The organism is Streptomyces sp. NPDC021096 (genome assembly GCF_040641275.1).
In the GTDB taxonomy this organism is placed as follows: Bacteria; Actinomycetota; Actinomycetes; order Streptomycetales; family Streptomycetaceae; genus Streptomyces.
In genome coordinates, this window is sequence record NZ_JBFADG010000001.1 from 404,759 (window position 1) to 429,253 (window position 24,495).

The window sequence follows — 24,495 nt, forward strand, 5'->3', positions numbered from 1 at the left end:
GAAGGAACAAGGGAGACGTGCGGATGGCCACGCAGCGGCAGACGGCCGGCACCGGCGCGCAAGGGCGGGACAGCGAGCACTTCGTCGTCGTCTTCGCCGGCTTCCACCGGCCCTGGGCCACCTGGATCGCCCACCGGCTGGAGAGCCACGGCCACCGCGTGACCCTCCATCGCTGGGACCCGCCCCGCGAAGTGCCCCTGGAGAGCGCCCTGGGCGACCTCCTGCTGGCCTCCGGCCGGATACTGCTGGTCCTCAGCGACTGGTTCTTCCAGCTCGGCCCCCGCCCCGAGGCCGAGTGGAACGAGGCCCTGCGCGGCATCGTCCACGCCAACTCCGAGCGGTTCGCCGCCGTCAACCTCACCAACCGCGCCCTGCTGCCCGCCACGACCGTCCTCGAGCCCGTCGACCTGTGGAGCGTGGGCGCCCAGGAGGCCGAGCGCCGCCTGCTGAGCCGGCTGGGCCTGCCGCCCGCCCCCGCCCGCCGCCCGCTGCCCGCCGGACCCGGCTCCCGCTACCCCAACGACCCCCCGGCCGTCTGGGGCGAGGTGCCCCGCCGCAACGTCCGCTTCACCGGCCGCGACGACCTCCTCAACCGGCTCCAGCAGCGGCTGATGGACGCCGACCAGGGCACGGCCGTCGTCACCCTCGTGGGTATGGCCGGCATCGGCAAGACCCAGATGGCCGCCGAGTACGCCCACCGCTTCAGCTCCGACTACGACGTCGTGTGGTGGGTCAACTCCGACACCCGAGGCACCCTGCGCGAACGCCTGGGCGAACTCGCCCCCGAACTGGGCCTGGCCGCAGGCTCCGAACCCGGCGAACGCATCCGTGCCGTCCAGGAGGCGCTGCGCCGCGGCGACCCGTACGGCCGCTGGCTGCTCATCTTCGACGGCTGGGACGACATCGACACCGCCGGGGACCTGCTCCCCGAGGGCCCCGGCCACGTCCTGATCACCTCCCGCAACCGCAGCTGGAGCGAGAACCGGACGAACCTGGTCGAGATCCCCGGGTTCGAACGCCACGAGAGCACCGGCTACCTCATGCGCCGCGCGCCCCGCATCACCGCCGCCCAGGCCGACGAGGTCGCCGCCGAGCTCGGCGACATCCCGCTCGCCCTCGTCCAGGCCGCCGCCTGGCTCGGCGAGTCGGACATGGCCGTCCCCGACTACCTGCGCATGGTCCGCGACGGCGAACTCTCCGAACTGGCGGACCAGGGTGGCTTCGACGGCGTCCCGCGCTCCTCCCTCACCTCCTGGTCGATACTGATCAACCGGCTCCGCGACTCCCAGCCGCACGCGGTCGAGCTGCTCTCGCTGTGCGCCGCCTTCGCCCCCGGCCGCATCCCCATCGGCCTCGTCCGCCACCTGCGGCCCGCCGAACTGCCCGAGGGTCTCGCCTGGCTCACCAGCGACCTCACCGGCTGGACCCGGGCCCTGGACACGCTCGTCAACTACTCCGTCCTCACCCGGGACACCCGCAGCGCCCTCGCCGGCGAGGAACCGGGCCCGGAGCAGGAATCGGTGCACATGCACCGCATCGTCCACGACATCGTCGCCCGCCTCACCCCGCCCGAGGACCGCAAGCTGCACCGCCAGGTCGTCCGCCGCACCCTCGCCGCGGCCGACCCCGGCAACGCCCAGGACTCCCGGCTGTGGCCCCGCTACGCCGAGCTGCTGCCCCATCTCGAGCCCGCCGGCGCCCTGACCAGCCGCAACGAACGCGTCCAGGAGACCGTGCTGAACCTGCTGCGCTACTGCTACCGCAGCGGCGAGTTCCGCACCGGCGTCGAGCTGGCCGAGCAGGTGCGCGAGCACTGGTCGGAGCTCTGCCCGCCGGAGCACCCGCGCATGGTCGAGCTCAGCACCCAGCAGGGCAACATCCTGCGCGCCAACGGCGCCTTCCGCGCCGCCTACGAACTCGACCGCGAGATGCTGGAACGGCTGCGCGCGACCCCGGGCCACGACGGCGCCGGCCTGATGACCGCCACCAGCTGCCTCGCCGCCGACCAGCGCTACCTCGGCCAGTACGCCGAGGCCCTGCAGACCCAGCGCGAGGTCCTGGAGACCGCCCTCGAACTCTTCGGCCCCGACGACTACCTGACCCTGCTCGCCCAGCACAACCTCGGCGCGGGGCTGCGGCTGCTCGGCCGCTACACCGAGGCCTACGACATCGACCTGGAGACGCTGCGCAAGCGCGAGTCCCTGCTGCGCGCCCGGCACGCCGCCACCCTCGTCTCCGGCATCGCCTGTGCCCGCGACCTACGGCTGATGGGCCGCTACCGCGACGCGCTGGCCCGCCAGGAGCTCGGCATGCGGCTGCACATCCAGACCCTGGGCCCCCAGCACCCGCAGACCCTGCGGGCCCGGCACAACCTCGTCCTGTGCGAGCGGCGCGCCGGCTCCCCGCAGGACGTGGGCGGCGCCATGGCCAGCCTGCTCGAACAGACCGAGCAGGTGCACGGCCGCGGGCACTACGCCACCCTCGGCCTCCTCGTCGACTACGGCAACTACGCCCGCGAACACGGCGATCTGCAGCAGGCCAGGGACCTCAACGCCGAGGGCGAGCACGGCTTCCGCGAACTCCTCGGCCCCGCCCACCCCATCAGCACCGGCATGCTCTCCAACACCGGCCTCATCCTGCAGGCGGCCGGCGATCGCGGCGAGGCCCTGACCATGTTCGAAGCCGCCCTCGCGGGTCTCTCCGCCACCCTCGGCCCCGACCACCCCTGGGTCCTGGGCTGCGCCCTCAACACCGCCGGCGGCCGCAACTTCACCGGCCGCCTCGACAGCGCCCAGGAACTCAGCCGCGACACCCTCCGCCGAGCCCGCCACTCCCTGGGCCCGGACCACCCCCTGACCCTCTCCTGCGAGGTCGCCCTCGCCATGGACCTCCGCGGCCTGCGCGAACACGAGGAAGCCGGCAAGGTCGAGGAAGACGCCCTCCAACGCCTGACCCGGACACTGGGGGCGCAGCACCCGCACACGCTGTCGGCGCGGCAACGGGTGCGGCCTTACTGGGACTTCGAGCCGTATTTGGGGTGAGGTACCTCAGTCGCGGGGGAATTCGTCCGTGGTGATCGTCAGGCCGAGGACGGTGTCGGTGAGGTCGATCGGCTCGCCGAAGTCGAGGATTCGCCTGAAGCGGTACTCGCCGTTCTTGGGCTGCGTGTGCACACGGCACTGCCCGACGTACGGGTCCACGATCGTATGGACCGGGACCCCGCCGGCGGCATAGGCGGCCCTCTTCTTGCCGTAGTCGTTGTCGGCGGTCCCGCGTGTAATCACCTCAAGGACGAACTCGACGTCCTGGTAGCGCCAGTGCCCCTGAGCGTCATGCTCGGCGCCGGACGTCAGCTTGAACAGGTCCGGCGCGAATACATTGCCGTATCCGGGGAGTCCGAGGCGGACGTCGTGCATGATCCGGCTCACCTTGCCGAAATGGTCGGTCAGCTGGGACAGCACGTTCGCGATGATGTCCCAGCGCGTGTCCCGATTCGGCACCATCCAGATGGCTCCGCCGGCGACATCGGACTTGAAGTCCTCAGGTGTGATCTCGTAGAGAAGCTCGAACATCTCGTCCGCTTCAATGATGTCGGCCATCGCGAATCCCGTCCGGCAATGTGATGGTCAGCCCAATGGCAGCCCCACACCTCAACGACGTGGACACGCACCCGGACACGCCCGAAGCCCGGCCCCCGCATCCGCGGGAACCGGGCCCGTGCCCCGGGCGCGTCCGTCACGCCGCGACCGGGACCTCCGGTTCCGCCGTGGTCGTGGCCGGCGTCAGGGCCAGCTGCAGGACCTGGCGGACGTCGGAGACGGGGTGGACGTCGAGCTTCTCCAGGACCTCCGCGGGGACGTCGTCGAGGTCGGGCTCGTTGCGCTTGGGGATGACGACCGTGGTGATCCCGGCCCGGTGGGCGGCCAGCAGCTTCTGCTTGACGCCGCCGATGGGCAGCACGCGGCCCGTCAGGGAGACCTCGCCCGTCATCGCCACGTCCGGGCGGACCTGGCGGCCGGAGAGCAGGGAGGCCAGGGCCGTCGTCATGGTGACGCCCGCGCTCGGGCCGTCCTTGGGGACCGCGCCCGCCGGGACGTGCAGGTGGACGCCGCGCTCCTTGAAGTCGCCGACCGGCAGCTCCAGTTCGGCGCCGTGCGAGCGCAGGAAGGACAGGGCGATCTGGGCGGACTCCTTCATGACGTCGCCGAGCTGTCCGGTCAGGGTCAGGCCCGCGCCGCCGGTCTCCGGGTCGGCCAGCGACGCCTCGACGAAGAGGACGTCGCCGCCCGCGCCCGTGACCGCCAGGCCCGTCGCCACGCCCGGCACCGACGTGCGGCGCTCGGCCGGGTCCTGGGCCGACTCCGGGGTGTGGTGCGGGCGGCCGATCAGCGGGCGCAGCTCCTCCACGCCCACCGTGAAGGGAAGCTCCTGCTCGCCCAGTTCGTGCTGCGCCGCGATCTTGCGCAGCAGGCGGGCCACCGCGCGCTCCAGGGTGCGTACGCCCGCTTCGCGCGTGTACTCGCCGGCGAGCTTGCGCAGGGCCTCGTCCTCCAGCACGACCTCGCCGCTCTCCAGGCCGGCGCGCTCCAGCTGGCGGGGCAGCAGGTGGTCGCGGGCGATGACGACCTTCTCGTCCTCGGTGTAGCCGTCGAGGCGGACGAGCTCCATGCGGTCCAGGAGGGCCTCCGGGATGGCCTCCAGGACATTGGCCGTCGCCAGGAAGACGACGTCCGACAGGTCGAGCTCGACTTCCAGGTAGTGGTCACGGAAGGTGTGGTTCTGGGCCGGGTCGAGGACCTCCAGCAGGGCCGCCGCCGGATCGCCGCGGAAGTCCGAGCCGACCTTGTCGATCTCGTCGAGCAGGACGACCGGGTTCATCGAGCCGGCCTCCTTGACCGCCCGGACGATCCGGCCGGGCAGCGCGCCGACGTACGTACGCCGGTGGCCGCGGATCTCGGCCTCGTCGCGGACGCCGCCGAGGGCCACGCGGACGAACTTCCGCCCCATGGCGCGGGCCACGCTCTCGCCCAGCGAGGTCTTTCCGACGCCGGGCGGGCCGACGAGCGCGAGCACCGCGCCCCCGCGCCGCCCGCCGACCACGCCCAGCCCCCGGTCGGCGCGCCGCTTGCGCACCGCCAGGTACTCGGTGATCCGTTCTTTCACGTCCTCCAGGCCCGCGTGGTCGGTGTCGAGGACGGCCTTGGCGCCGGGGATGTCGTACGCGTCCTCGGTGCGCTCGTTCCACGGCATCTCCAGGACCGTGTCGAGCCAGGTGCGGATCCAGCCGCCCTCCGGGCTCTGGTCGGAGGCGCGCTCGAGCTTGTCGACCTCCTTTAGCGCGGCCTCGCGGACCTTCTCGGGCAGGTCGGCGGCCTCGACGCGGGCGCGGTAGTCGTCGGACTCGTTCTCCGGGTCGCCGTTGAGTTCGGCGAGCTCCTTGCGGACGGCCTCCAGCTGGCGGCGCAGCAGGAACTCGCGCTGCTGCTTGTCGACGCCCTCCTGGACGTCCTTGGCGATGGACTCGGCGACGTCCTGCTCGGCGAGGTGGTCGCCGAGCCACTTCACGGCGAGCTTGAGTCGGGCCACCGGGTCGGCGGTCTCCAGCAGCTCGACGCGCTGGGCGACGGTGAGGAAGGGGGAGTAGCCGGAGTTGTCGGCGAGCTGGCCGACGCCGTCGATCTGCTGGACGCGGTCCACGACCTGCCAGGCGCCGCGCTTGCGCAGCCAGCTGGTGGCCAGCGCCTTGTACTCCTTCATCAGCTCGGTCACCGCGCCCGGCAGAGGGTCGGGCGTGAGCTCCTCCATCGGGGTGCCCTCGACCCACAGCGCGGCGCCCGGGCCGGTCGTGCCGGCGCCGATCCGCACCCGGCGGTCGCCGCGGATGAGCGCGCCGGGGTCGCCGTCGGAGAGGCGCCCCACCTGCTCGACGGTGCCGAGCGTGCCCACTCCCGCGTACGTGCCGTCGACGCGCGGAACGAGCAGCACCTTCGGCTTGTTGCCGGAGGAGGCGGCGGCCTGCGCGGCCTCCACGGCCGCTCGTACCTCCGCGTCCGAGAGGTCCAGCGGTACGACCATGCCGGGCAGGACCACCTCGTCATCGAGCGGCAGCACGGGCAGGGTGAGCGGTGTCGACATCGAAGCCATGATCTCCCCTTCGGCAGGCAAGTTGAGCTATGCCGACTCAATGCTTGGCGCCGTCCGGATGTTCCCCGTCCTCCGTCCGTTCGCTCTGAGCGATCAAGCCGGGAAGGCCCGCCGGTAGTCCGTCGGCGTCACCCCGAAGTGCAGCGCGAAGTGCCGGCGCAGATTCGCCCCCGTCCCCAGCCCGCTCAGCTCGCTGATCCGTTCCACCGACAACGCCGTCGACTCCAGCAGCGACTGGGCCCGCGCGAGCCGCTGGGTGAGCAGCCACTGCAGCGGCGTCGCGCCCGTGGCCGCGTGCAGCCTGCGGTGGAGCGTCCGCGGGCTCGTCCCGGCCCGGCGGGCCAGGTCGTCGACGGTCAGCGGCCGGTCCAGGTGCGCGGTGGCCCACTCCAGTACGGGCGCCAGGCCGTCGTCGTCGGTGGCGGGTACGGACAGGTCGACGAACTGGGCCTGGCCTCCGGGCCGGTGCGCGGGCACGACGAGACGGCGGGCCAGCTGGTTGGCGACGTGCGCGCCGAGGTCGCGGCGCACCAGGTGCAGGCACAGGTCGAGCCCGGCGGTGACCCCGGCGCTGGTGAGGACGTCGCCGTCGTCGACGTAGAGGACGGAGTCGTCGATGTCGACGCCGGGATGGCGCCGCGCGAGCTGTTCGGTGTGCATCCAGTGGGCGGTGGCGCGGCGGCCGTCGAGGATCCCGGCCTCGGCGAGCGCGAAGGCGCCGGCGCACAGGGACACCATGCGGGCCCCGTCGTCGGCGGCGCGGCGCAGCGCGGTCAGGAGGTCCGGGGGCAGCTCCCGGTCGCCGTCGACGCAGGCCTCCGGCACCGAGGGGACGATCACGGTGTCCGCGCCGGCCAGGCCCTCCAGCCCGTGGGGCGTGCGCAGCGCGAAGCCGCCCGCCCCGGCCCGCGCGTGCGCCCCGGTGTCCCCGGCTTCCCCCGCCGAGCACAGCCGCAGGTCGTACCAGGGGTCGGCCAGGTCGTGGTGCGGGATGCCGAAGACGGTGCAGACCACCCCCAGCTCGTACAGGTCCCAGAAGGGGACGTCGTCATCGATCACGACCACGGCGACGGTTCCTGCGCTCATGCCCCGCAGCCTATGGCAGGAATTTTTCGACGCCCGGCAGTCCTGCCACTGTCGGCGGCGGACGGGCGGTGCGAGCGTGGTTCCACTTGATCAACAACGGGAGGAACCATGACCGCTGTCACCGTTCTCGGCCTGGGCCAGATGGGCTCCGCCCTGGCCGGCGCGTTCCTGGCCGCCGGCCACACCACCACCGTCTGGAACCGTTCGGCCGCCAAGGCCGACGCCCTGGTGGCGCGGGGCGCCGTCCGCGCGGAGTCGCCCGGCGCCGCCGTCGCCGCGAGCGAGCTCGTCGTGGTCTGCGTGACGACCTACGACGACGCCCGCGCCGTCCTCGGCCCGGTCGCCGGCGCCCTGGCCGGGCGCACGCTCGTCAACCTCACCTCCGGCTCGCCGGAGCAGGCCCGCGAGAGCGCGGCGTGGGCGGCGGAGCACGGCGCCGACTACCTCGACGGGGCGATCATGACGACCCCGCCGGGCATCGGGAGCGCGGAGTTCATGCTGCTGTGCAGCGGCTCGCCGACGGCGTTCGCCGCGCACCGGCGGACGCTGGCGAGCCTGGCCGACCCGGTGGACCTCGGCGCCGACCCGGCGCTGGCCTCGCTGTACGACACGGCGCTGCTCGGCTTGATGTGGTCGGCGCTCAGCGGCTGGCTGCACGGCGCCGCGCTGACCGGCTCGGAGAAGGTGAGCGCGGCGGACTTCACCCCGGTGGCGATCCGCTGGCTCACGGCGGTCACGGGCTTCATGAGCACGTACGCGCCCCAGATCGACGCGGGCCACTACCCGGGCGACGACGCCACCCTCGACATCCACCTGGCGACGATGGACCACCTCGTCCACGCCAGCGAGGCCCGCGGCCTGGACGTCGAGCTGCCGGAGCTGCTCAAGGCGTTCACCGCCAGGGCCGTCGCGGCGGGCCACGGCGGCGACAGCTACGCGCGTCTGATCGAGGTCGTACGCGCCGGGGGCCGCGCGTGAGCGCCCCGGCACCGGCGCGGGACGCGGAGGGCGCCGTGCTCACCACGGCCTCGTGGGCCGCGCTCGTGGTCGCGGCCGCCGAGGAGTGCACGGCCGCTCTTCAGGCGGGCGCCGACGGGGACTGGTCGCGTCCCGCCGGGCGCCTGGACTGGTCCGCTCACGCGACCCTCGACCACCTGGCGCTCGGCCTCGTCGGCTACGCGGGGCTGCTGACGGCCCGGCCCACCGACCGCTACATCGCGCTGTTCGCCTCGCTGGACCCGGCGGCCCCGCTCTCAGCGCGCCTGGAGGGCATCCGCATCGCGGCGGCGCTCCTGGCCGCCGTCGTCCGCGGCGCGGGGCCCGGGGACCGGGCCTGGCACCCCTGGGGCCACTCCGACGGACCCGGCTTCGCGGCCATGGGCGTGGTGGAGACCGTCGTCCACACCCACGACATCGCGCGCGGACTGGGGCTGGAGTGGACCCCGCCCGACGGGCTCTGCGCGCCCGCCCTCCGCCGGCTCTTCCCCGACGCCCCGGCCGGCCACCCCGCCGGCCGCACCCTCCTGTGGTGCACGGGGCGGGACGTACTGCCGGGGCAGCCACGGCGGCAGGAATGGCAGTGGGACGGCAGCGTCCGCTGAGGCGCCGGGGTCCACGGTGCCCACCGAGCCCACCGGCCCGTCCGAGCGTCCGGTCCGCCGGGCGCCCTCGCGGACGAGCGGCACACAGGCGAGGCCCGTCAGCAGGGCTATGGGGTGGCCCCAGCTGGCGAGCGGGTCGACGAGCTCGATCAGGTCCTGGGCGCACATCGAGCCCGCCACGGCCAGCAGGGCCCACCTGCCGCGGGGCGGCAGCAGTCCGGACAGGGCACCGACGCAGGCCATCAGGCCGAAGCTGATGCCGTAGTCGAGGCGGTGCAGGGCGCTCTCCGGCAGCCTCCCGGCCGCGACCGCGCCCGCCACCGGCAGCTCCGTGGCCAGCGTGGCCAGGACGTGCCCCACGAGGAAGACCCCGGCCGTACGGGCCCCGCCGACGCGCCGTTCGAGGGAGGTGAGGACGAGGACGAAGGCCACGCCGTACGCGGAGTACAGCCCGCCGGCGACCCACAGGGCGCTGGCGACGAGGACGAACAGCGGACGGTCGGCGAGGTGTGCCGCGTCGGTGCTGGAGTCGCGCAGCAGCTGATCGACCGTGGCCTCGTCGCCGAAGTCGGCGTAGACGGCCGTGGCCAGCAGGATCAGGGCATAGAAGAACGTGAAGGGCGTGCCCGTGGGGGTGGGCAGGAGCCGGCGCAGGCCGCGCGGCGCGCGTCGTCTGCCGCGTCCGTCGGGGGCGGCTATCGCGTCGGCGTCAACCGCAGTCACTCGGCCAAGCCCCTTTCCGCGCAGCCCGTCCGGCGTTCGGTACCAAGACTTTGCCGGGCTCTCCGGGCAGTCCTCCGCGCCCGTCCGTTCTAGAACATTAAGGTGCACAGCCATCCGCAGAATCAACCTCTGGCCGTGACTCCGGTCACCCTTGTCAACCTCTTGACGCCACGGCGCGTCGGCCGGGTGACCGACGACTTCAGGAGGCTCGCATGACTGTCCCGAATGTCCGGCACACCGGTGATCGTCAGGCCGGCGGCGAGGCGCCCGTCGTGCTCGAGCGGCGCGACGGCCCGTACGGCGAGATCGTGCTGCGGCGGCGGGGAGCGCACCACGAGATCATCGCCAACGGCTGCTTCCTGATGGACACCGCCGACGGCCGCTCCGAGCGCCGGCTCGTGGACGCGGCGCTGGCCGCCCTGCCGCCCGGGCGCGAGCGCCCGGCCGTCCTGATCGGCGGGCTCGGCGTGGGTTTCTCCCTGGCCAGAGCGGCCTGCGAACAGCGGTGGGGCCGCATCGCGGTCGTCGAACGCGAGGGCGCGGTCATCGACTGGCACCGCACCGGCCCGCTCGCCGCGATCTCCGGGGAGGCGCTCGCCGACCCGCGCACGGAGGTCGTCCACGCCGACCTCCTGGACCACCTGCACGGGCCCGGCCCCCGCTACGACGCGCTCTGCCTGGACATCGACAACGGCCCCGACTGGACCGTCACCGAGGGCAACGCCGGCCTCTACTCACCCGCCGGCCTGGCCGCCTGCCGGGCCCGCCTGACGCCCGGCGGAGTGCTCGCCGTATGGTCCGCACAGCCCTCCCCGGCATTCGAACAAGCCCTCCGGAATGCCGGATTCGCCGGGGTAATTACTGAAGAGATCACCGTTGCCCGAGGCGTCCCGGACGTCGTCCACCTCGGCATCTGTGCCGCGTAGCCGAGGCGCGCCGAGTCCCCGTACCCTGCCTTCCACACCTGCAGGACTGGTAGCGAAAACGCTACGGGAAGACGCTAGGGGCGGGGCGCATGGAGCAGACACACATCGGCCCGAGCGGCGCCGCAGCCTCTGCCGGGGCACAGCGCCGGGTACTGATCGTCGAGGACGACAGGACGATCACCGACGCCATCGCGGCCCGGTTGCGGGCCGAGGGATTTCAAGTACGTACCGCGGGGGACGGGCCCGCGGCCGTGGACACCGCGGAGGCGTGGCAGCCGGACCTGCTGGTCCTGGACGTCATGCTGCCCGGCTTCGACGGCCTGGAGGTCTGCCGCAGGGTGCAGGCGCAGCGGCCCGTGCCGGTACTGATGCTCACCGCGCGCGACGACGAGACCGACATGCTGGTCGGGCTCGGCGTCGGGGCGGACGACTACATGACCAAGCCGTTCTCGATGCGCGAGCTGGCGGCCCGGGTGCACGTCCTGCTGCGCCGGGTGGAGCGGGCGACGCTGGCCGCGCACACACCGCGCAGCGGCATCCTGCGCCTGGGCGAGCTGGAGATCGACCACGCGCAGCGCAGAGTGCGGGTGCGCGGCTCGGACGTGCACCTGACGCCGACCGAGTTCGACCTGCTGGTCTGCCTGGCCAACACCCCGCGCGCGGTCCTCTCCCGCGAGCAGCTGCTGGCCGAGGTGTGGGACTGGGCGGACGCCTCGGGCACCCGGACCGTGGACAGCCACATCAAGGCGCTGCGCCGGAAGATCGGGGCGGAGCGCATCCGTACGGTCCACGGGGTCGGCTACGCATTGGAGACCCCGGCGGCATGAGCGGTTCCCTGCCCGGCGACCGGCAGCCGCCACCGGGCCTGTGGGGCCGCATATGGGAGGCGCTGCGGCCGCTGGACCCGTACCGGTCGGTGAAGGCGGCCCTGGGCGCGCTCGTCATCGGGTCGGTGGTGATCACGACCCTCCTGGTCTTCGTCGCGCTCCACTCGGCGACCGAGATCCGGGTGATCACCATCTTCTCGATCATCGCGTCGCTGTTGATCACCCAGTTCGTGGCGCACGGCCTGACCGCCCCGCTGGACGAGATGACCGCTGTCACCCGTTCGATGGCGCAGGGCGACTACACCCGGCGGGTGCGGGCCGCCCGCCGGGACGAGTTCGGCGACCTGGCCATCGCCTTCAACCGGATGGCGGCGGACCTGGAGGCGGTGGACACCCACCGCAAGGAGCTCGTCGCCAACGTCTCGCACGAGCTGCGCACCCCCATCGCGGGGCTGCGGGCGGTGCTGGAGAACGTCGTGGACGGCGTCTCGGCCGCCGACCCGGAGACCATGCGCACCGCGCTGAAGCAGACCGAACGGCTGGGCCGGCTGGTCGAGCAGCTGCTGGACCTGTCCAGGCTGGACAACGGGGTCGTGCCGCTGCACGCCCGGCGCTTCGAGGTGTGGCCGTACCTGGCCGGGGTGCTGAAGGAGGCGAGCATGGCCAGCGGCAGTGGATCGTCGCCGCGTGCCCGCAAGGACGTCCACCTGCACCTGGACGTCTCGCCGCCGGAGCTGACGGCGCACGCGGACGCGGAGCGGCTGCACCAGGTGGTGGCCAACCTGGTGGACAACGCCGTCAAGCACAGCCCCCCGCACGGCCGGGTGACGGTACGGGCCCGCCGGGGCGAGGGGGCCCAGTCGCTGGCCCTGGAGGTCCTGGACGAGGGGCCCGGCATCCCCGAGGCCGAGCGGCACCGGGTCTTCGAGCGCTTCAACCGGGGCCCGTACGGCAAGCAGGGCCCGGGCAGCGACGGCGGCACGGGCCTGGGCCTGGCCATCGCCCGCTGGGCGGTCGACCTGCACGGCGGGAGCATAGGGGTGGCCGAGTCCCCACGGGGCTGCCGCATCCGGGTCACTCTTCCGGGCGGACCTCGCGAACAGAGTTGACGTAGGGTCGGTAGGTGGGAGCACACATCCAACCGGATGCGGGGCATGCTTCGGCGAACCCTGGAAGCCCGGGGAGAATCGGAACCTCCGGGTTTTCCCGCCTGGTCATGCCCCGAAACCCGGGGCAGAGTGTGACTTAGGCGACGACTGGCCCGGGTGGCCTGCATCTAAGGTCCCGACAGGCGTAGCCTTTATTCCCGCTGTCCACCACCTTAGGAAGCGGAAGAGGGCGGTTGCCGCCGTGTCGCCACAGTCCCCCAACACCTCGAGCGTCTCGACCGACCAAACGGGGCAGGCCAAGAGTCCTGCCGACGTGTTCGGTCCCAATGAGTGGCTCGTCGACGAGATCTACCAGCAGTACCTCCAGGACCCGAACTCGGTCGACCGAGCCTGGTGGGACTTCTTCGCCGACTACAAGCCGGGCACTGCGGGGGCCACGCCCCCGCAGCCGCTGACCGGGGTCGAGACCCCCGGCACCCCCGCTGCGCCCACCGCGCAGCCCGCGGCGGCTCCGGCCGCCGCACAGCCGAGCGCGGCACCCGCCGCCCCGGCAGCACCGGCTCCCGCCGCCCCGAAGGCGGCCCCGGCCGCCCCGCAGGCCCCGGCGAAGCCCGTCACCAAGACCCCGGCCGCCAAGCCGGTCCCCGCCGCCAAGCCGGCCGAGCCGGCCGCCGGCCCGGAGCTGGTGACGCTGCGCGGTCCGTCCGCCGCGGTCGCCAAGAACATGAACGCCTCGCTGGAGCTGCCGACGGCCACGTCCGTCCGCGCCGTCCCGGTGAAGCTGCTGTTCGACCAGCGCATCGTCATCAACAACCACCTCAAGCGCGCCCGGGGTGGCAAGGTCTCCTTCACGCACCTCATCGGCTACGCCATGGTGCAGGCGCTGAAGCTGATGCCGTCGATGAACCACTCCTTCATGGAGAAGGACGGCAAGCCCACCCTCGTCAAGCCCGAGCACGTCAACCTGGGCCTGGCGATCGACCTGGTGAAGCCGAACGGCGACCGCCAGCTCGTGGTGGCGGCCATCAAGAAGGCCGAGACCCTGAACTTCTTCGAGTTCTGGCAGGCCTACGAGGACATCGTCCGCCGCGCCCGCGTCGGCAAGCTGACGATGGACGACTTCACCGGGGTCACCGCGTCGCTGACCAACCCCGGCGGCATCGGCACCGTGCACTCCGTGCCGCGCCTGATGCCCGGCCAGGGTCTGATCATCGGCGTGGGCGCCATGGACTACCCCGCCGAGTTCCAGGGCACCTCGCAGGACGCCCTGAACAAGATGGGCATCTCCAAGGTGATGACCCTGACGTCGACCTACGACCACCGGGTCATCCAGGGCGCCGCCTCCGGCGAGTTCCTGCGGATCATGCACCAGCTGCTGCTCGGCGAGAACGACTTCTACGACGAGATCTTCCAGGCGCTGCGCATCCCCTACGAGCCGGTCCGCTGGCTCAAGGACATCGACGCCTCGCACGACGACGACGTCACGAAGGCCGCCCGCGTCTTCGAGCTGATCCACTCCTACCGGGTCCGCGGCCACGTCATGGCCGACACCGACCCGCTGGAGTACCGCCAGCGCAAGCACCCCGACCTCGACATCACCGAGCACGGCCTCACCCTGTGGGACCTGGAGCGCGAGTTCGCGGTCGGCGGCTTCGCCGGCAAGTCGATGATGAAGCTGCGCGACATCCTGGGCGTGCTGCGCGACTCGTACTGCCGCACCACCGGCATCGAGTTCATGCACATCCAGGACCCCAAGCAGCGCAAGTGGATCCAGGACCGCGTCGAGCGCCCGCACTCCAAGCCGGAGCGCGAGGAGCAGCTGCGCATCCTGCGCCGCCTGAACGCCGCCGAGGCGTTCGAGACGTTCCTGCAGACGAAGTACGTCGGCCAGAAGCGGTTCTCCCTGGAGGGCGGCGAGTCCGTCATCCCGCTGCTGGACGCCGTTCTGGACGCGGCCGCCGAGTCCCGCCTGGACGAGGCCGTCATCGGCATGGCCCACCGCGGCCGCCTCAACGTCCTCGCCAACATCGTCGGCAAGTCCTACGCGCAGATCTTCCGCGAGTTCGAGGGCAACCTCGACCCGAAGTCGATGCACGGCTCCGGCGACGTGAAGTACCACCTGGGTGCCGAGGGCGTCTTCACCGGCCTGGACGGCGAGCAGATCAACGTCTCGCTGGCCGCCAACCCCTCCCACCTGGAGACGGTCGACCCGGTCGTCGAGGGCATCGCCCGCGCCAAGCAGGACATCATCGGCAAGGCCGGCACGGACTTCACCGTCCTGCCGATCCAGCTGCACGGCGACGCGGCCTTCGCGGGCCAGGGCGTCGTGGCCGAGACCCTGAACATGTCGCAGCTGCGCGGCTACCGCACCGGCGGCACCGTGCACATCGTCATCAACAACCAGGTCGGCTTCACCGCGCCGCCGGAGTCCTCGCGCTCGTCGATGTACTGCACCGACGTCGCCCGGATGATCGAGGCGCCGATCTTCCATGTGAACGGTGACGACCCGGAGGCCGTGGTCCGCGTCGCGCGGCTCGCCTTCGAGTTCCGCCAGGCGTTCAACAAGGACGTCGTCATCGACCTGATCTGCTACCGCCGCCGCGGCCACAACGAGTCCGACAACCCGGGCTTCACCCAGCCGCTGATGTACGACCTGATCGACAAGAAGCGCTCGGTGCGCAAGCTGTACACCGAGTCCCTCATCGGTCGTGGCGACATCACGCTGGAAGAGGCCGAGCAGGCGCTGCAGGACTACCAGGGCCAGCTGGAGAAGGTCTTCATGGAGGTCCGGGAGGCCGACACGGCCCCCGCCACCATCGAGGCCCCGGCCCCGCAGCCCGAGTTCCCGGTGCACGTGGACACCGCGATCTCCCAGGAGGTCGTCAAGCGGATCGCCGAGTCGCAGGTCACCCTGCCCGAGGGCGTCACCGTGCACCCGCGTCTGCTGCCGCAGCTGCAGCGCCGCGCCTCCAGCGTCGAGGACGGCACCATCGACTGGGGCATGGGCGAGACCCTCGCCTTCGGCTCCCTGCTGATGGAGGGCACCCCGGTCCGGCTCGCCGGCCAGGACTCCCGCCGCGGCACCTTCGGCCAGCGCCACGCGGTGCTCGTCGACCGGGAGACCGGCGAGGACTTCACCCCGCTGCTGTACCTGTCCGAGGACCAGGCCCGCTACAACGTCTACGACTCGCTGCTCAGCGAGTACGCGGCGATGGGCTTCGAGTACGGCTACTCGCTGGCCCGCCCGGACGCGCTGGTCATGTGGGAGGCGCAGTTCGGTGACTTCGTCAACGGTGCCCAGAGCATCGTGGACGAGTTCATCTCCTCCTCCGAGCAGAAGTGGAACCAGACCTCTGGTGTCACCCTGCTGCTGCCGCACGGCTACGAGGGCCAGGGCCCGGACCACTCCTCGGCCCGCGTCGAGCGCTTCCTGCAGCTGTGCGCGCAGAACAACATGACGGTCGCCATGCCGACGCTGCCGTCGAACTACTTCCACCTCCTGCGCTGGCAGGTCCACAACCCGCACCACAAGCCGCTCATCGTCTTCACCCCGAAGTCGATGCTGCGTCTGAAGGCCGCGGCGTCGAAGGCGGAGGAGTTCACCACCGGCGGCTTCCGCCCGGTCATCGGTGACGAGAACGTCGACGCGAACGCCGTCCGCAAGGTCGTCTTCTGCGCGGGCAAGGTCTACTACGACCTCGTCGCCGAGCGGGAGAAGCGCGGCGTGACCGACACCGCCCTGATCCGCCTCGAGCGCCTCTACCCGCTGCCGGGTGCGGAGCTCCAGGCCGAGATCGCCAAGTTCCCCAACGCCGAGAAGTACATCTGGGCACAGGAGGAGCCGGCGAACCAGGGTGCGTGGCCGTTCATCGCGCTGAACCTGATCGACCACCTGGACCTGGCCGTCGGCGCCGACGTCCCGGCCCGCGAGCGACTGCGCCGGATCTCCCGGCCGCACTCCTCCTCCCCGGCGGTCGGCTCGGCCAAGCGCCACCAGGCGGAGCAGCAGGCACTGGTCGCCGAGGTCTTCGACGCCTGACCTCGCGTGATCGCCCAGTACGACGGCACCGGGCCCCCACCGCTTCGGCGGTGGGGGCCCGGTCCCGTTTCCGGTGGTCACAGAGCCGCTGTGCTCAGCCGCCAACGGCAGAGGTGGCGGGCGGTCCGCGAGATCAGCAGAGCCGCCGATCGGTCGGCCCTGGCCCGGTCCGCGTCGGACGGGGTCCGCGCGTGCGGCAGACCGGGGGGCCGCAGGGCGCCGTACCCGGTGAAGCGCCGGGTCCCACAGGCATCGCAGCGCTGCCCGCCCTCCCCGTCCGAGGCCCAGCCCCCGCTGTGGGTGCAGTTGTTCACGAGCCGGCCGATGCCCCTCACGCGTCCTCCCGCACGGCGGAATGCGCCACGATCCAGTGCGCCCGCGCCTCGACCCCGGCCCGCCGCCGCTCCCCGTCCGGCGCCACCCGCCAGGCCTCCTCCAGCTCGGCGCAGTCCGTACAACCGCTGAGGTAGGGCCGCAGCCCGGCGGCGTTCCGCTCGTCCCGGGTCGCCAGACGGAGGGCGGTGGCGGGAGCCTCCCAGCCGAGGCCGCCACCGGGGCGTTCGAGGTGGACGCGGGTGCCGGTGGTTCGGACCACTTGGGCGATTCGGTCGTCGCGGATGTCCACGACGTAGGCACCGTTCCTGTACGTCATCGCGTCACGCCTTCCGTCTCTTGCTGGCTCGCGATGAAAGTACGGGCGGCCCCAAGGCCGGACCAGGCACGGATCGTGGTAGTCCGCTGGTGAGCGGGACGGGAACTACCACGCTACGTGGTAGTTCCTAGCGAACTCCCAGGTGAGCCGCCATCTCCCGCATGTCCTCGGTCAAGGACCGCTTCCGTGTCCTGAGGAGATCGCCCATGACGTACCGCGCCATGGGCTGGTGCTTCATCCACTCGCCGGAGCACTGCCGGAGCTGTTTCAGCTCACACATGGCGTCCTCGTGGGAACCAAGGGCGACATGCGCCTTGGCGACGTCCAGCCGATGCCGACCCCAGTTCGGGGGACTGGGCTTGCCGTAATGAGTGATGGCCTTCGGGCCCAGCAGACCATCACCATCGCGGCGGAGCACCGCCCGCGCGTCGCCCATGAGCGACAGATCCTCGACGACCTTCGCCTCGGCTGTCACCGGACCGAATTGCCCCCAGTTCTCGCCGAAGGCGATGTGTTCCTTGTCCAGCGCGACGGCAGCGGTGCCGGCCATCCTGCGAGCCTCGCGTGCGACATCCGGGCGGTTGTTGCGCACGCTCGCCGACGCGAGCCGAAGCCACAACTCGCCCCACACGGACAGTTGTCCGGCGGTGGCCTCTGAAACACGCGGTTCCATTTCCTCGGCCGTGACGCCGGCGAGTTGCTCGCACTCGTCGAAGCGGTCCTGTCGCAGCAACAGCCAGCACATGCCGACCACGCCCGTGGCGGCCATGAGCCGCTCGTTGTTCGCCCGTGCCAGCCGGATACTCTCCGCGAGCGCGTAGTACGCCATGTCGTACTGGCGGACCTGTGTGAGGTACTTGCCGGCCATCAGCAACGCATGCGCGCGTACGGTCGTCGCCTGCTGCTCCTCCTCGCCTTCGAGCGTCAGGGCAGTCGCTTCGGCGCAGCGCAGGAGGTTCGGTAGCCTCCGGGCCACCGATCCGTACCTGTCCGCTTCGTAGAGCGCATGCGTATCCGCGATGTCCCTCCGCAGAACGGAGAGATCTCCGGTCTCCCCGGGAACGGCCAAGGGCGCGTCGCCGAGTCCGACCGGCGGCATCAGCGCTTTCCGAAGCTCCACCAGATACTGCCGGTTCACCTCGTCCCCCACGACGGGCTCCGGCGTCTCCGTGACGAACAGCACCGACGTCGTCACGCCCAATGCCCGAGCCAGTGCGTGCAACGTCTCGACGCGCGCGTCACCGCCCTGCTCCAGCTTGCGCACGACGCCGACGGAGAGGCCCGACTCGTGGGCCAGTCCCTCCTGGCTGAGGCCTGCCGCGCGGCGGAACTTCCTGACGTTGTCTGCCAACCCTGACGACATGGGCTTCACCATCCCCTCACCAAGAGGCTATGCCCGTAGGGGACTTACGCGCACCGATCCGGTGTTCGAGTCACCCTGACTGCCCATGATCTGGGACAGTGGAGAGATGGGGTCAGACGCCTCGCGAGGGACCGCCGACTGGCGCAAGTCGTCCTACAGCAACCCCGACGGCGGCGACTGCGTAGAAGTCACCGACAACACCCCCGGTGCCGTCCGCGTCCGCGACAGCAAGGACCCGGCCGGTCCGGCCGTCGTCGTCGGGTGCTCGGCCTGGGCCGCGTTCGTGAGCGGGCTCAAGCGCTCGCTCGTCGTCGCGGTAGCCGCTCGGCCGTCGCAGGGGCCGTAACAAGCCCCGTTCTCGTCGTAACGCAGCGCCCGTACACCGGGTCGCGAAGCGGCAACCGCCCCCCGCCCGGAGGCAGATCCCACCCCTCCGGTTGCTCCGCAAGGCCGCCCATCGCCTTTCGGCCGAAAGGCGCCCCCCGCAGCGCACACCCCATTGATCGGTTCCCGCCACGCCTGTTGCATGTCCCCCGACCAAAGATGTTCCGGCGTTCCGGCACGTACGGAGGGGGAATCCTTGCGTAAGCCCAGAGCACGTTCAGGAAGATCGGCCGCGAAGAGCGGGATAGCGGGGGCGGCAGCGCTGGTGGGGGCTGCCGCCCTTGTCGTATCCGCGGTGCCCGCACAGGCGTTCGCGGCGCAGAAGGGCGGGGATCCCGCCGAGGTGATTCCGGGGAAGGGAACCTCCACCCCCTCCCTGGTCGACGGCATCCGGGAGGGTGCGAAGGCCGGCGCGAGCGCGGCCGACGCGGCGCGTGGGCACCTGGCGGACAAGCGCAGCCGGTACCGCATCGCGGATCCCGGCCGTGATCTGAAGCCCGTTCAGACGCTCACCAGCGGGGCGGCCGAGACGGTGCGGCTCCAGCAGAAGCACCGCGGGATCGACGTACTGGGCGGCCAGTACGTCGTGCGGATGGAGAAGAAGGACGGCAAGCGCGTCGTCACCGGCACCTCCGGGAAGTACTTCACCGGTCTGAAGGCCGACACCAAGGCGGAGGTCGGCGAGGAGCTGGCGGTGCGGCGGGCCGTCGCCGCGACGCTCTCGCGGCTCGGCGGCAAGAAGCTGGGCAAGGCCGACGTGGCCGCCGCCAAGGGCGGGCGGACCAAGGCCGCGGCGTCGCTCAGCGGCACGGCACGCGGCCTGGTCGTGCTGCCCAAGGGGGCGGGGGTGCTCGCGCACCACGTCACCGTGCGCGGCGCGGACCCGGCCACGGGACAGCCCGTGCTGCAGGAGGTCTACATCGACGCCAAGGCCGGCTTCCCGGTCCTGCAGTACAGCGGGATCAAGACCTTCGGCACCCCGAAGTCGCCCGCCGCGCCCGGCGCGGGCGCCAAGGAGGCCGGCGAGGGCAAGGCCCCCGCGGCCGGTGACCGGCACCCGGGCGTCGCCGGGTCCGGTGTGAAGTACGACGGCACCACCGTCGAGCTGGGGCTGTACTTCGACACCGCGCGCGGCGAGTACGTCATGCGCGACCACTCCCGGATGTGGGACACGAGCAAGAACGTGCTCGCCACCTGGGACGCGCGCGGCAAGGACGTCACGGAGACGAACGGCCGCTGGCCCGAGGGCATCAAGGAGTTCGGCTCCAAGGGGCCGCAGTTCGACAAGGACGCCACCGAGGCCGGCGCGGTCGACGCGCACTGGGCCGCCGGCAAGGTCTACGACTACTACAAGAAGGCGCACGGCCGCGACAGCCTCGACGGCCGCGGCACGGCCGTCAACTCCCTGGTCGGCGTGACCTACTTCGACATGCCGTACGTCAACGCCTTCTGGGACGGCACCAAGATGGTGTACGGCTCGGGCGACGAGGAGCACCGCACGCTCTCCGCCGACCTCGACGTCGTGGGCCACGAGATGACGCACGGCGTCGTCGAGAACACCGCCAACCTCGTCTACGCCGGCCAGTCGGGCGCCCTCAACGAGGCGATCGCCGACTACTTCGGCAACGCCATCGCGGTGGACGCGGCCGGCATGTCGATGGACGACCCGAACGCGGGCCTGCTCGGCGGCAACCTGTGCCGGACGAAGTCCCCGCGCGAGTGCGCGCTGCGCGACCTCAACGACGGCGCCACGACGTCGAAGAACTTCCTGGGCGTCGCCTTCGGCAGCGACAACGGCGGTGTGCACCTCAACTCGACCATCTTCTCGGGCGCCCTGTGGGACATCCGTGAGGACCTCGGCCGCACCCTCGCCGACAAGATCGCCTACAAGGCGCTGACGGAGTACATGACGCCGCTCGACGGCTTCACCGAGGGCCGCGACGCGGTCATCGCCGCGGCGAAGGCCCTCAAGGTCTCCGCCAAGGACCTGAACGTCGTCAAGCGCTCGTTCAACGCCCACGGCATCGTGCCCAACTGGGAGCAGGCCCTCGGCGTCGACACCGACCTGCTCCTGGGCAAGCTCAACACCGCCGCCACCGGCGTGGGCGCGGGCGGCGGCTGGTGGGCCACGTCCAAGTCCAACGACGACGGCACCGAGGCGTACTCGGTCTACGCCGGCCGCACGGACGGCAAGGGCGCCCCGAAGCTCATGAGCCCGAACGACGGCCGCTACCACGTCGAGCCCGCCACCGACGGCAAGAGCGTGGTCTGGCTGGCGTACGGGTCCGCGGGCACCGACGTGCTGTCCCGGCCGCTGGCCGGCGGCCCGGTCAAGAAGCTCTACAGCACCACCGACACCATCCGCGGCCTTCGGGTCGAGGGAGCGGTGGTGACCTTCGAGACCGTGGACGGCGACGGTGGCCGGCACGTGGGCTACGTGCGCACCGGCGACAAGCAGCCGACCTGGGTGGACGAGCGCCGGGCGGAGCTGGGTTCGGCCCTGCCCTCGCTCAGCGGCGAGCGGCTGGCCTACGCCAAGATCTACCCCGACGGCGACGCCTACAAGATGGGCGTCGAGGTGCTGGACCTCAAGAGCGGCCAGAAGAAGCTCATGAGCCAGCTCGGCACGCCCGAGGGCATCGGCCAGACGGCCGTCACCGGCAAGCACGTCCTGTGGATCGCCGACGAGGTCGTCGACGACGGCCAGGTGGCGGTGCGGCGCGCCAACCTCGACGGCACCGGCACGGTCGACATCAGCAAGGAGAAGGGCGCCGACGCGCTCCACGCCCTGGACCTGACGGCCTCCGACGACGCGGTGACCGTCACCGCGCAGCTGCCGGACTCCACGTACCGCAACGAGACGATGGCCAAGCTCTGGCAGTTCGGCGCCGACGCCACCCCGGCGCGGGCGCGCGTCTCCTGCAACCGCGGTGAGCAGACCGGCGCGGCGGCGGCCGGCGGCAGGCAGGTGGTGTGGATCGACGGCACCACCGGCTCCACCGACCTGGTGACCCGCACCCGCCCCGCGGGTCGGTGCGGCTAGCCGCCGACGGGTGAACGAGGCGGGCCCCCGGCGCCGATGTGCCGGGGGCCCGCCGTCGTCCGGCCGCGCGGCCCGGTCAGCCGTAGGCGAGCGACTTGAGCCGGTTGTACGAGCCGTTGAAGCGGTCGTGGTCGCCGACGGTGGGGCCGGTGTCGGTGTACTGCCAGAAGGTGTAGAAGTCCCAGCCGTTCGGGAGCTCACCGGAGGAGGAGCCGTAGCGCGGCACCCACAGCGGGTTGTACTTGCCGAATCCGCCGTAGTTGCCGGTGCACTTCTTCCACCACGCGGTCGAGGTGTAGATCACCGCGTCGCGTCCGGTGTGGCCCCGGTAGGCGTCGAGGAAGTCCTCGATCCAGTCGATCATCCGGCCCGTGCTCAGCCCGTAGCAGGTGCTGCCGTAGGGGTTGTACTCCATGTCGAGCACGCCCGGCAGCGTCCAGCCGTCGTCCGTCCAGCCGCCGCCGTGGTCGACGAAGTAGTCGGCCTGGGTGGCGCCGCCGGAGTTGCCCGGCAGCGCGAAGTGGTACGCGCCCCGGATCATGCCCGCGTCGTACGGGCCGTTGTACTGCTGGGCGAAGTACGGGTTGGTGTAGCTGGTGCCCTCGGTGGCCTTGGTGTAGGCGAATCTGACGCCGCTGCTCCAGAGCTTGGACCAGGAGACGTTGCCGTTGTGGCTGCTGACGTCCACGCCGTGGACCGAGGCGCTGCCCGCCAGGGAGAAGTCGGGCACCGAGAGGTCGGTTCGCGGTGAGCCCTTGGCGGCCGGACCGCGTTCGGCCTCGTGGGTGCGGACGGTCGAGCCCATCCAGTCCCGTTCGGGGTGGGTCGGACGGCTGTTCTTTCCGGCCACCGCGGCGGCGGTTCCGGGGAGGGTGACGAGCAGGGTGAGTGCGGTCAGCAGGGAGAGGAGGATGGCCGCCGCTGTGGGGGGATGCGGGCGGCCCGGGCCGGAGTGGTGCTCGGGCATGAGGTGCCTCCGAGGCCATGGTGGGGGGAGTATGCGGGGGAGTTCAACGGTCACCGCATTGGTATGACCATGTCATTTATCAAGCTACGGGCGGAGCCGCGGCCCGCGATAGGGACCCGGGGTGCTGCCGTTGGTCTAATCCTGCGAAATACTGACGGAGCTGCGGCTGCCCGCCGCGGCGGGACGTTTCTTTCAGCGGCTGAAAAAGCAGGAGAGGGCCCGACGTGCACGAGACCAGTACCCCGCCTCCCGAGGAGGGCGGTCCGATCGCCGGCGACGGCAGTGGTGTGGACCAGGCCTTCCTCGCCCTGGAGCGCGAGCTGGCCGTCTTCCTGCGCCGCGCCCGTGCCTCCTCCGGCGAACTGGCCCGCGAGGTGCACCCCGATCTGGAGCCCGCGGCCTACGGGTTGCTCGTCCGCCTCGAGGAGGCCGGCCAGCAGCGCGCCACCGACCTCGCCGCCTACTTCGGCGTCGGCAAGGCCACCATGAGCCGCCAGCTGCGCGCCCTGTGCGAACTCGGCCTCATCGTCCGCGACCCGGACCCCGCCGACGGCCGCGCCTCGCTGGTGCAGATCACCGACGAGGGCCGCGCCCGCTTCACCCGCGTGCGCGACGCCCGCCGCGCCCAGTACATGAGCAAGCTCGCCGGCTGGGACCGCACCGAGGTCGCCGAGCTCGCCCGCCTGCTCCACCAGCTGAACGAGCGCGCCGAATCCTGACCGGCCCCCCGGGCACGCCCCGGGGTACGGTCCGCGGCCCGGCATCGGGCGGGGTCTACAGCTCGGCATAGACGGCCGCCGCGTCGTCGTACGGTTTGCCGCGCCGGAAGGCCCGGCCCTCGGGGTCCGCCCGCTCCGCCCCGCGCACCCGGTCGATCAGCGCCCGGGGCCCCTCCTTCGCCAGGAGCGCGAAGCACTCCGGCCAACCGCCCCCGCCGAACACCTCGACCCAGCGGGACGCGCCGTCGCTGAGCGCCGCCAGCGCACGCACCTCGGCGCGCGCCGTGCCGCCCGTGACCGCGCGGGCGGCCACGGCCGGGTCGGCGGCGGCCGTGAAGAAGCCCCCCTCGGCGTTGCGCTGGGCGTCCGTCACCCGGCCCCGCGCCGCCAGACGGGCGATCCGGTCGTCCAGCACGGCCGTCACCGTGCCGTCCACGCCCTCGATCAGCAGCGCGGAGTCGGACAGCACCAGGTGCTCCACCCGCGCCGCGTCCCAGCGCGCCAGCACCACGGTCGCCTGCGGGGTGAGCCGATGGGTCAGGTCGCAGGTGTCCCGGTGGGCGTCCGCCGTCCGGGCCACGGCGGCGGACAGGCACCCCTCCAGCGTCAGATCCCGCCGTGCGGCCGCCAGTTCGAGCAACGCGCCGCCGAGCCGCGCCGTGAACCACGGGACGCCGTGCGAACAGCCCGACGCCCCGTCCGGCGGCGGGGTCACCCCGTCCAGCAGGACGAGGACGCCCCCCTCTCCCGAGGCGGGCACGGCGACGGACGCGAAGTCCTCGTTCGGCCGCCCGGGATCCCCGGGCTGAGCGGCGAGTTCGATGCGCATGCGGCCAGTGTGCCGGATGCCCGAATTTCCGCGTCGGTTGACGCGCATCCTTCCGGCGCGCCGGGCGGTTTACCTGATGGAGC

The 24,495-nt window shown here is 72.0% G+C and carries 18 protein-coding genes and 1 pseudogene; 10 read left to right on the forward strand and 9 right to left on the reverse strand.

Features of this window, described 5'->3' with window-relative positions; translation table 11 throughout:
- The first annotated feature begins 23 nt into the window (after nt 1–23).
- The gene (gene fxsT / locus AB0G59_RS01895; protein WP_360906939.1) at nt 24–3,041 is read left to right on the forward strand and encodes an FxSxx-COOH system tetratricopeptide repeat protein; all 3,018 of its coding nucleotides are present in this window, start codon (nt 24–26) and stop codon (nt 3,039–3,041) included.
- Between the two features lie 6 nt (nt 3,042–3,047).
- On the opposite strand, the gene AB0G59_RS01900 is transcribed toward fxsT, so the two are convergent.
- From AB0G59_RS01900 to AB0G59_RS01910, 3 genes are all read right to left on the reverse strand, one after another.
- Nucleotides 3,048–3,599: a Uma2 family endonuclease gene (locus AB0G59_RS01900; RefSeq protein ID WP_360906941.1), complete on the reverse strand. Its 552-nt coding sequence runs from the start codon at nt 3,597–3,599 to the stop codon at nt 3,048–3,050.
- A 136-nt stretch (nt 3,600–3,735) separates the two neighbouring features.
- A complete protein-coding gene (lon, locus tag AB0G59_RS01905; RefSeq protein WP_360906943.1) occupies nt 3,736–6,144 on the reverse strand; it encodes an endopeptidase La in 2,409 nt (802 codons plus the stop codon).
- Between the two features lie 93 nt (nt 6,145–6,237).
- Nucleotides 6,238–7,230 carry a helix-turn-helix domain-containing protein gene (locus AB0G59_RS01910; protein WP_360906945.1) on the reverse strand — a complete coding sequence of 331 codons (993 nt, stop codon included), beginning with the start codon at nt 7,228–7,230 and terminating at the stop codon, nt 6,238–6,240.
- Nucleotides 7,231–7,338: 108 nt separating this feature from the next.
- On the opposite strand from AB0G59_RS01910, the gene AB0G59_RS01915 reads away from it, so the two are divergent.
- Together AB0G59_RS01915 and AB0G59_RS01920 are read left to right on the forward strand one after the other, a co-directional pair.
- Nucleotides 7,339–8,208 (forward strand): NAD(P)-binding domain-containing protein, encoded by an 870-nt coding sequence (locus AB0G59_RS01915; protein ID WP_360906946.1) that lies wholly within the window; start codon nt 7,339–7,341, stop codon nt 8,206–8,208.
- Nucleotides 8,209–8,273: 65 nt separating this feature from the next.
- A complete protein-coding gene (locus tag AB0G59_RS01920) occupies nt 8,274–8,831 on the forward strand; it encodes a maleylpyruvate isomerase N-terminal domain-containing protein (RefSeq protein ID WP_360907552.1) in 558 nt (185 codons plus the stop codon).
- A 126-nt stretch (nt 8,832–8,957) separates the two neighbouring features.
- Here the strand turns inward: AB0G59_RS01920 and AB0G59_RS01925 are convergent.
- Nucleotides 8,958–9,668: pseudogene (locus AB0G59_RS01925) on the reverse strand (rhomboid-like protein); the annotation flags it as partial.
- Nucleotides 9,669–9,766: 98 nt separating this feature from the next.
- Between AB0G59_RS01925 and AB0G59_RS01930 the strand changes: the two are divergent.
- From AB0G59_RS01930 to AB0G59_RS01945, 4 genes are all read left to right on the forward strand, one after another.
- A complete protein-coding gene (locus AB0G59_RS01930) occupies nt 9,767–10,480 on the forward strand; it encodes a spermidine synthase (protein WP_360906948.1) in 714 nt (237 codons plus the stop codon).
- A gap of 89 nt (nt 10,481–10,569) precedes the next feature.
- Complete coding sequence (locus tag AB0G59_RS01935; RefSeq protein ID WP_360906950.1) at nt 10,570–11,307, forward strand: response regulator transcription factor; 738 nt, start codon at nt 10,570–10,572, stop codon at nt 11,305–11,307.
- Entirely contained in the window at nt 11,304–12,416 is a 1,113-nt protein-coding gene (locus AB0G59_RS01940; protein WP_360906952.1) for a HAMP domain-containing sensor histidine kinase, read from the forward strand. Before AB0G59_RS01935 ends, AB0G59_RS01940 begins: the two co-directional genes overlap by 4 nt.
- Before the next feature lie 241 nt (nt 12,417–12,657).
- Complete coding sequence (locus tag AB0G59_RS01945) at nt 12,658–16,455, forward strand: multifunctional oxoglutarate decarboxylase/oxoglutarate dehydrogenase thiamine pyrophosphate-binding subunit/dihydrolipoyllysine-residue succinyltransferase subunit (protein WP_360906954.1); 3,798 nt, start codon at nt 12,658–12,660, stop codon at nt 16,453–16,455.
- Between the two features lie 77 nt (nt 16,456–16,532).
- On the opposite strand, the gene AB0G59_RS01950 is transcribed toward AB0G59_RS01945, so the two are convergent.
- From AB0G59_RS01950 to AB0G59_RS01960, 3 genes are all read right to left on the reverse strand, one after another.
- Nucleotides 16,533–16,790: a DUF6255 family natural product biosynthesis protein gene (locus tag AB0G59_RS01950; protein ID WP_360906956.1), complete on the reverse strand. Its 258-nt coding sequence runs from the start codon at nt 16,788–16,790 to the stop codon at nt 16,533–16,535.
- Nucleotides 16,787–17,107 (reverse strand): hypothetical protein, encoded by a 321-nt coding sequence (locus tag AB0G59_RS01955; protein WP_360906957.1) that lies wholly within the window; start codon nt 17,105–17,107, stop codon nt 16,787–16,789. Before AB0G59_RS01955 ends, AB0G59_RS01950 begins: the two co-directional genes overlap by 4 nt.
- Nucleotides 17,108–17,234: 127 nt before the next feature.
- On the reverse strand, nt 17,235–18,482 hold the full coding sequence (locus AB0G59_RS01960; protein WP_360906958.1) for a helix-turn-helix transcriptional regulator: 1,248 nt from the start codon (nt 18,480–18,482) through the stop codon (nt 17,235–17,237).
- Nucleotides 18,483–18,576: 94 nt separating this feature from the next.
- On the opposite strand from AB0G59_RS01960, the gene AB0G59_RS01965 reads away from it, so the two are divergent.
- Together AB0G59_RS01965 and AB0G59_RS01970 are read left to right on the forward strand one after the other, a co-directional pair.
- The gene (locus AB0G59_RS01965) at nt 18,577–18,816 is read left to right on the forward strand and encodes a DUF397 domain-containing protein (protein ID WP_360906959.1); all 240 of its coding nucleotides are present in this window, start codon (nt 18,577–18,579) and stop codon (nt 18,814–18,816) included.
- Between the two features lie 333 nt (nt 18,817–19,149).
- Complete coding sequence (locus AB0G59_RS01970) at nt 19,150–21,897, forward strand: M4 family metallopeptidase (RefSeq protein ID WP_360906961.1); 2,748 nt, start codon at nt 19,150–19,152, stop codon at nt 21,895–21,897.
- 76 nt (nt 21,898–21,973) lie between these two features.
- Here the strand turns inward: AB0G59_RS01970 and AB0G59_RS01975 are convergent, their stop codons facing one another.
- The gene (locus AB0G59_RS01975; RefSeq protein WP_360906963.1) at nt 21,974–22,864 is read right to left on the reverse strand and encodes a lysozyme; all 891 of its coding nucleotides are present in this window, start codon (nt 22,862–22,864) and stop codon (nt 21,974–21,976) included.
- A gap of 224 nt (nt 22,865–23,088) precedes the next feature.
- Here AB0G59_RS01975 and AB0G59_RS01980 point away from each other — a divergent pair, with 224 nt between their 5' ends.
- Nucleotides 23,089–23,583 (forward strand): MarR family transcriptional regulator, encoded by a 495-nt coding sequence (locus tag AB0G59_RS01980; RefSeq protein ID WP_360906965.1) that lies wholly within the window; start codon nt 23,089–23,091, stop codon nt 23,581–23,583.
- Nucleotides 23,584–23,638: 55 nt separating this feature from the next.
- Here the strand turns inward: AB0G59_RS01980 and AB0G59_RS01985 are convergent, their stop codons facing one another.
- Nucleotides 23,639–24,412 (reverse strand): hypothetical protein, encoded by a 774-nt coding sequence (locus AB0G59_RS01985; RefSeq protein ID WP_360906967.1) that lies wholly within the window; start codon nt 24,410–24,412, stop codon nt 23,639–23,641.
- Between the last annotated feature and the right edge of the window lie 83 nt (nt 24,413–24,495).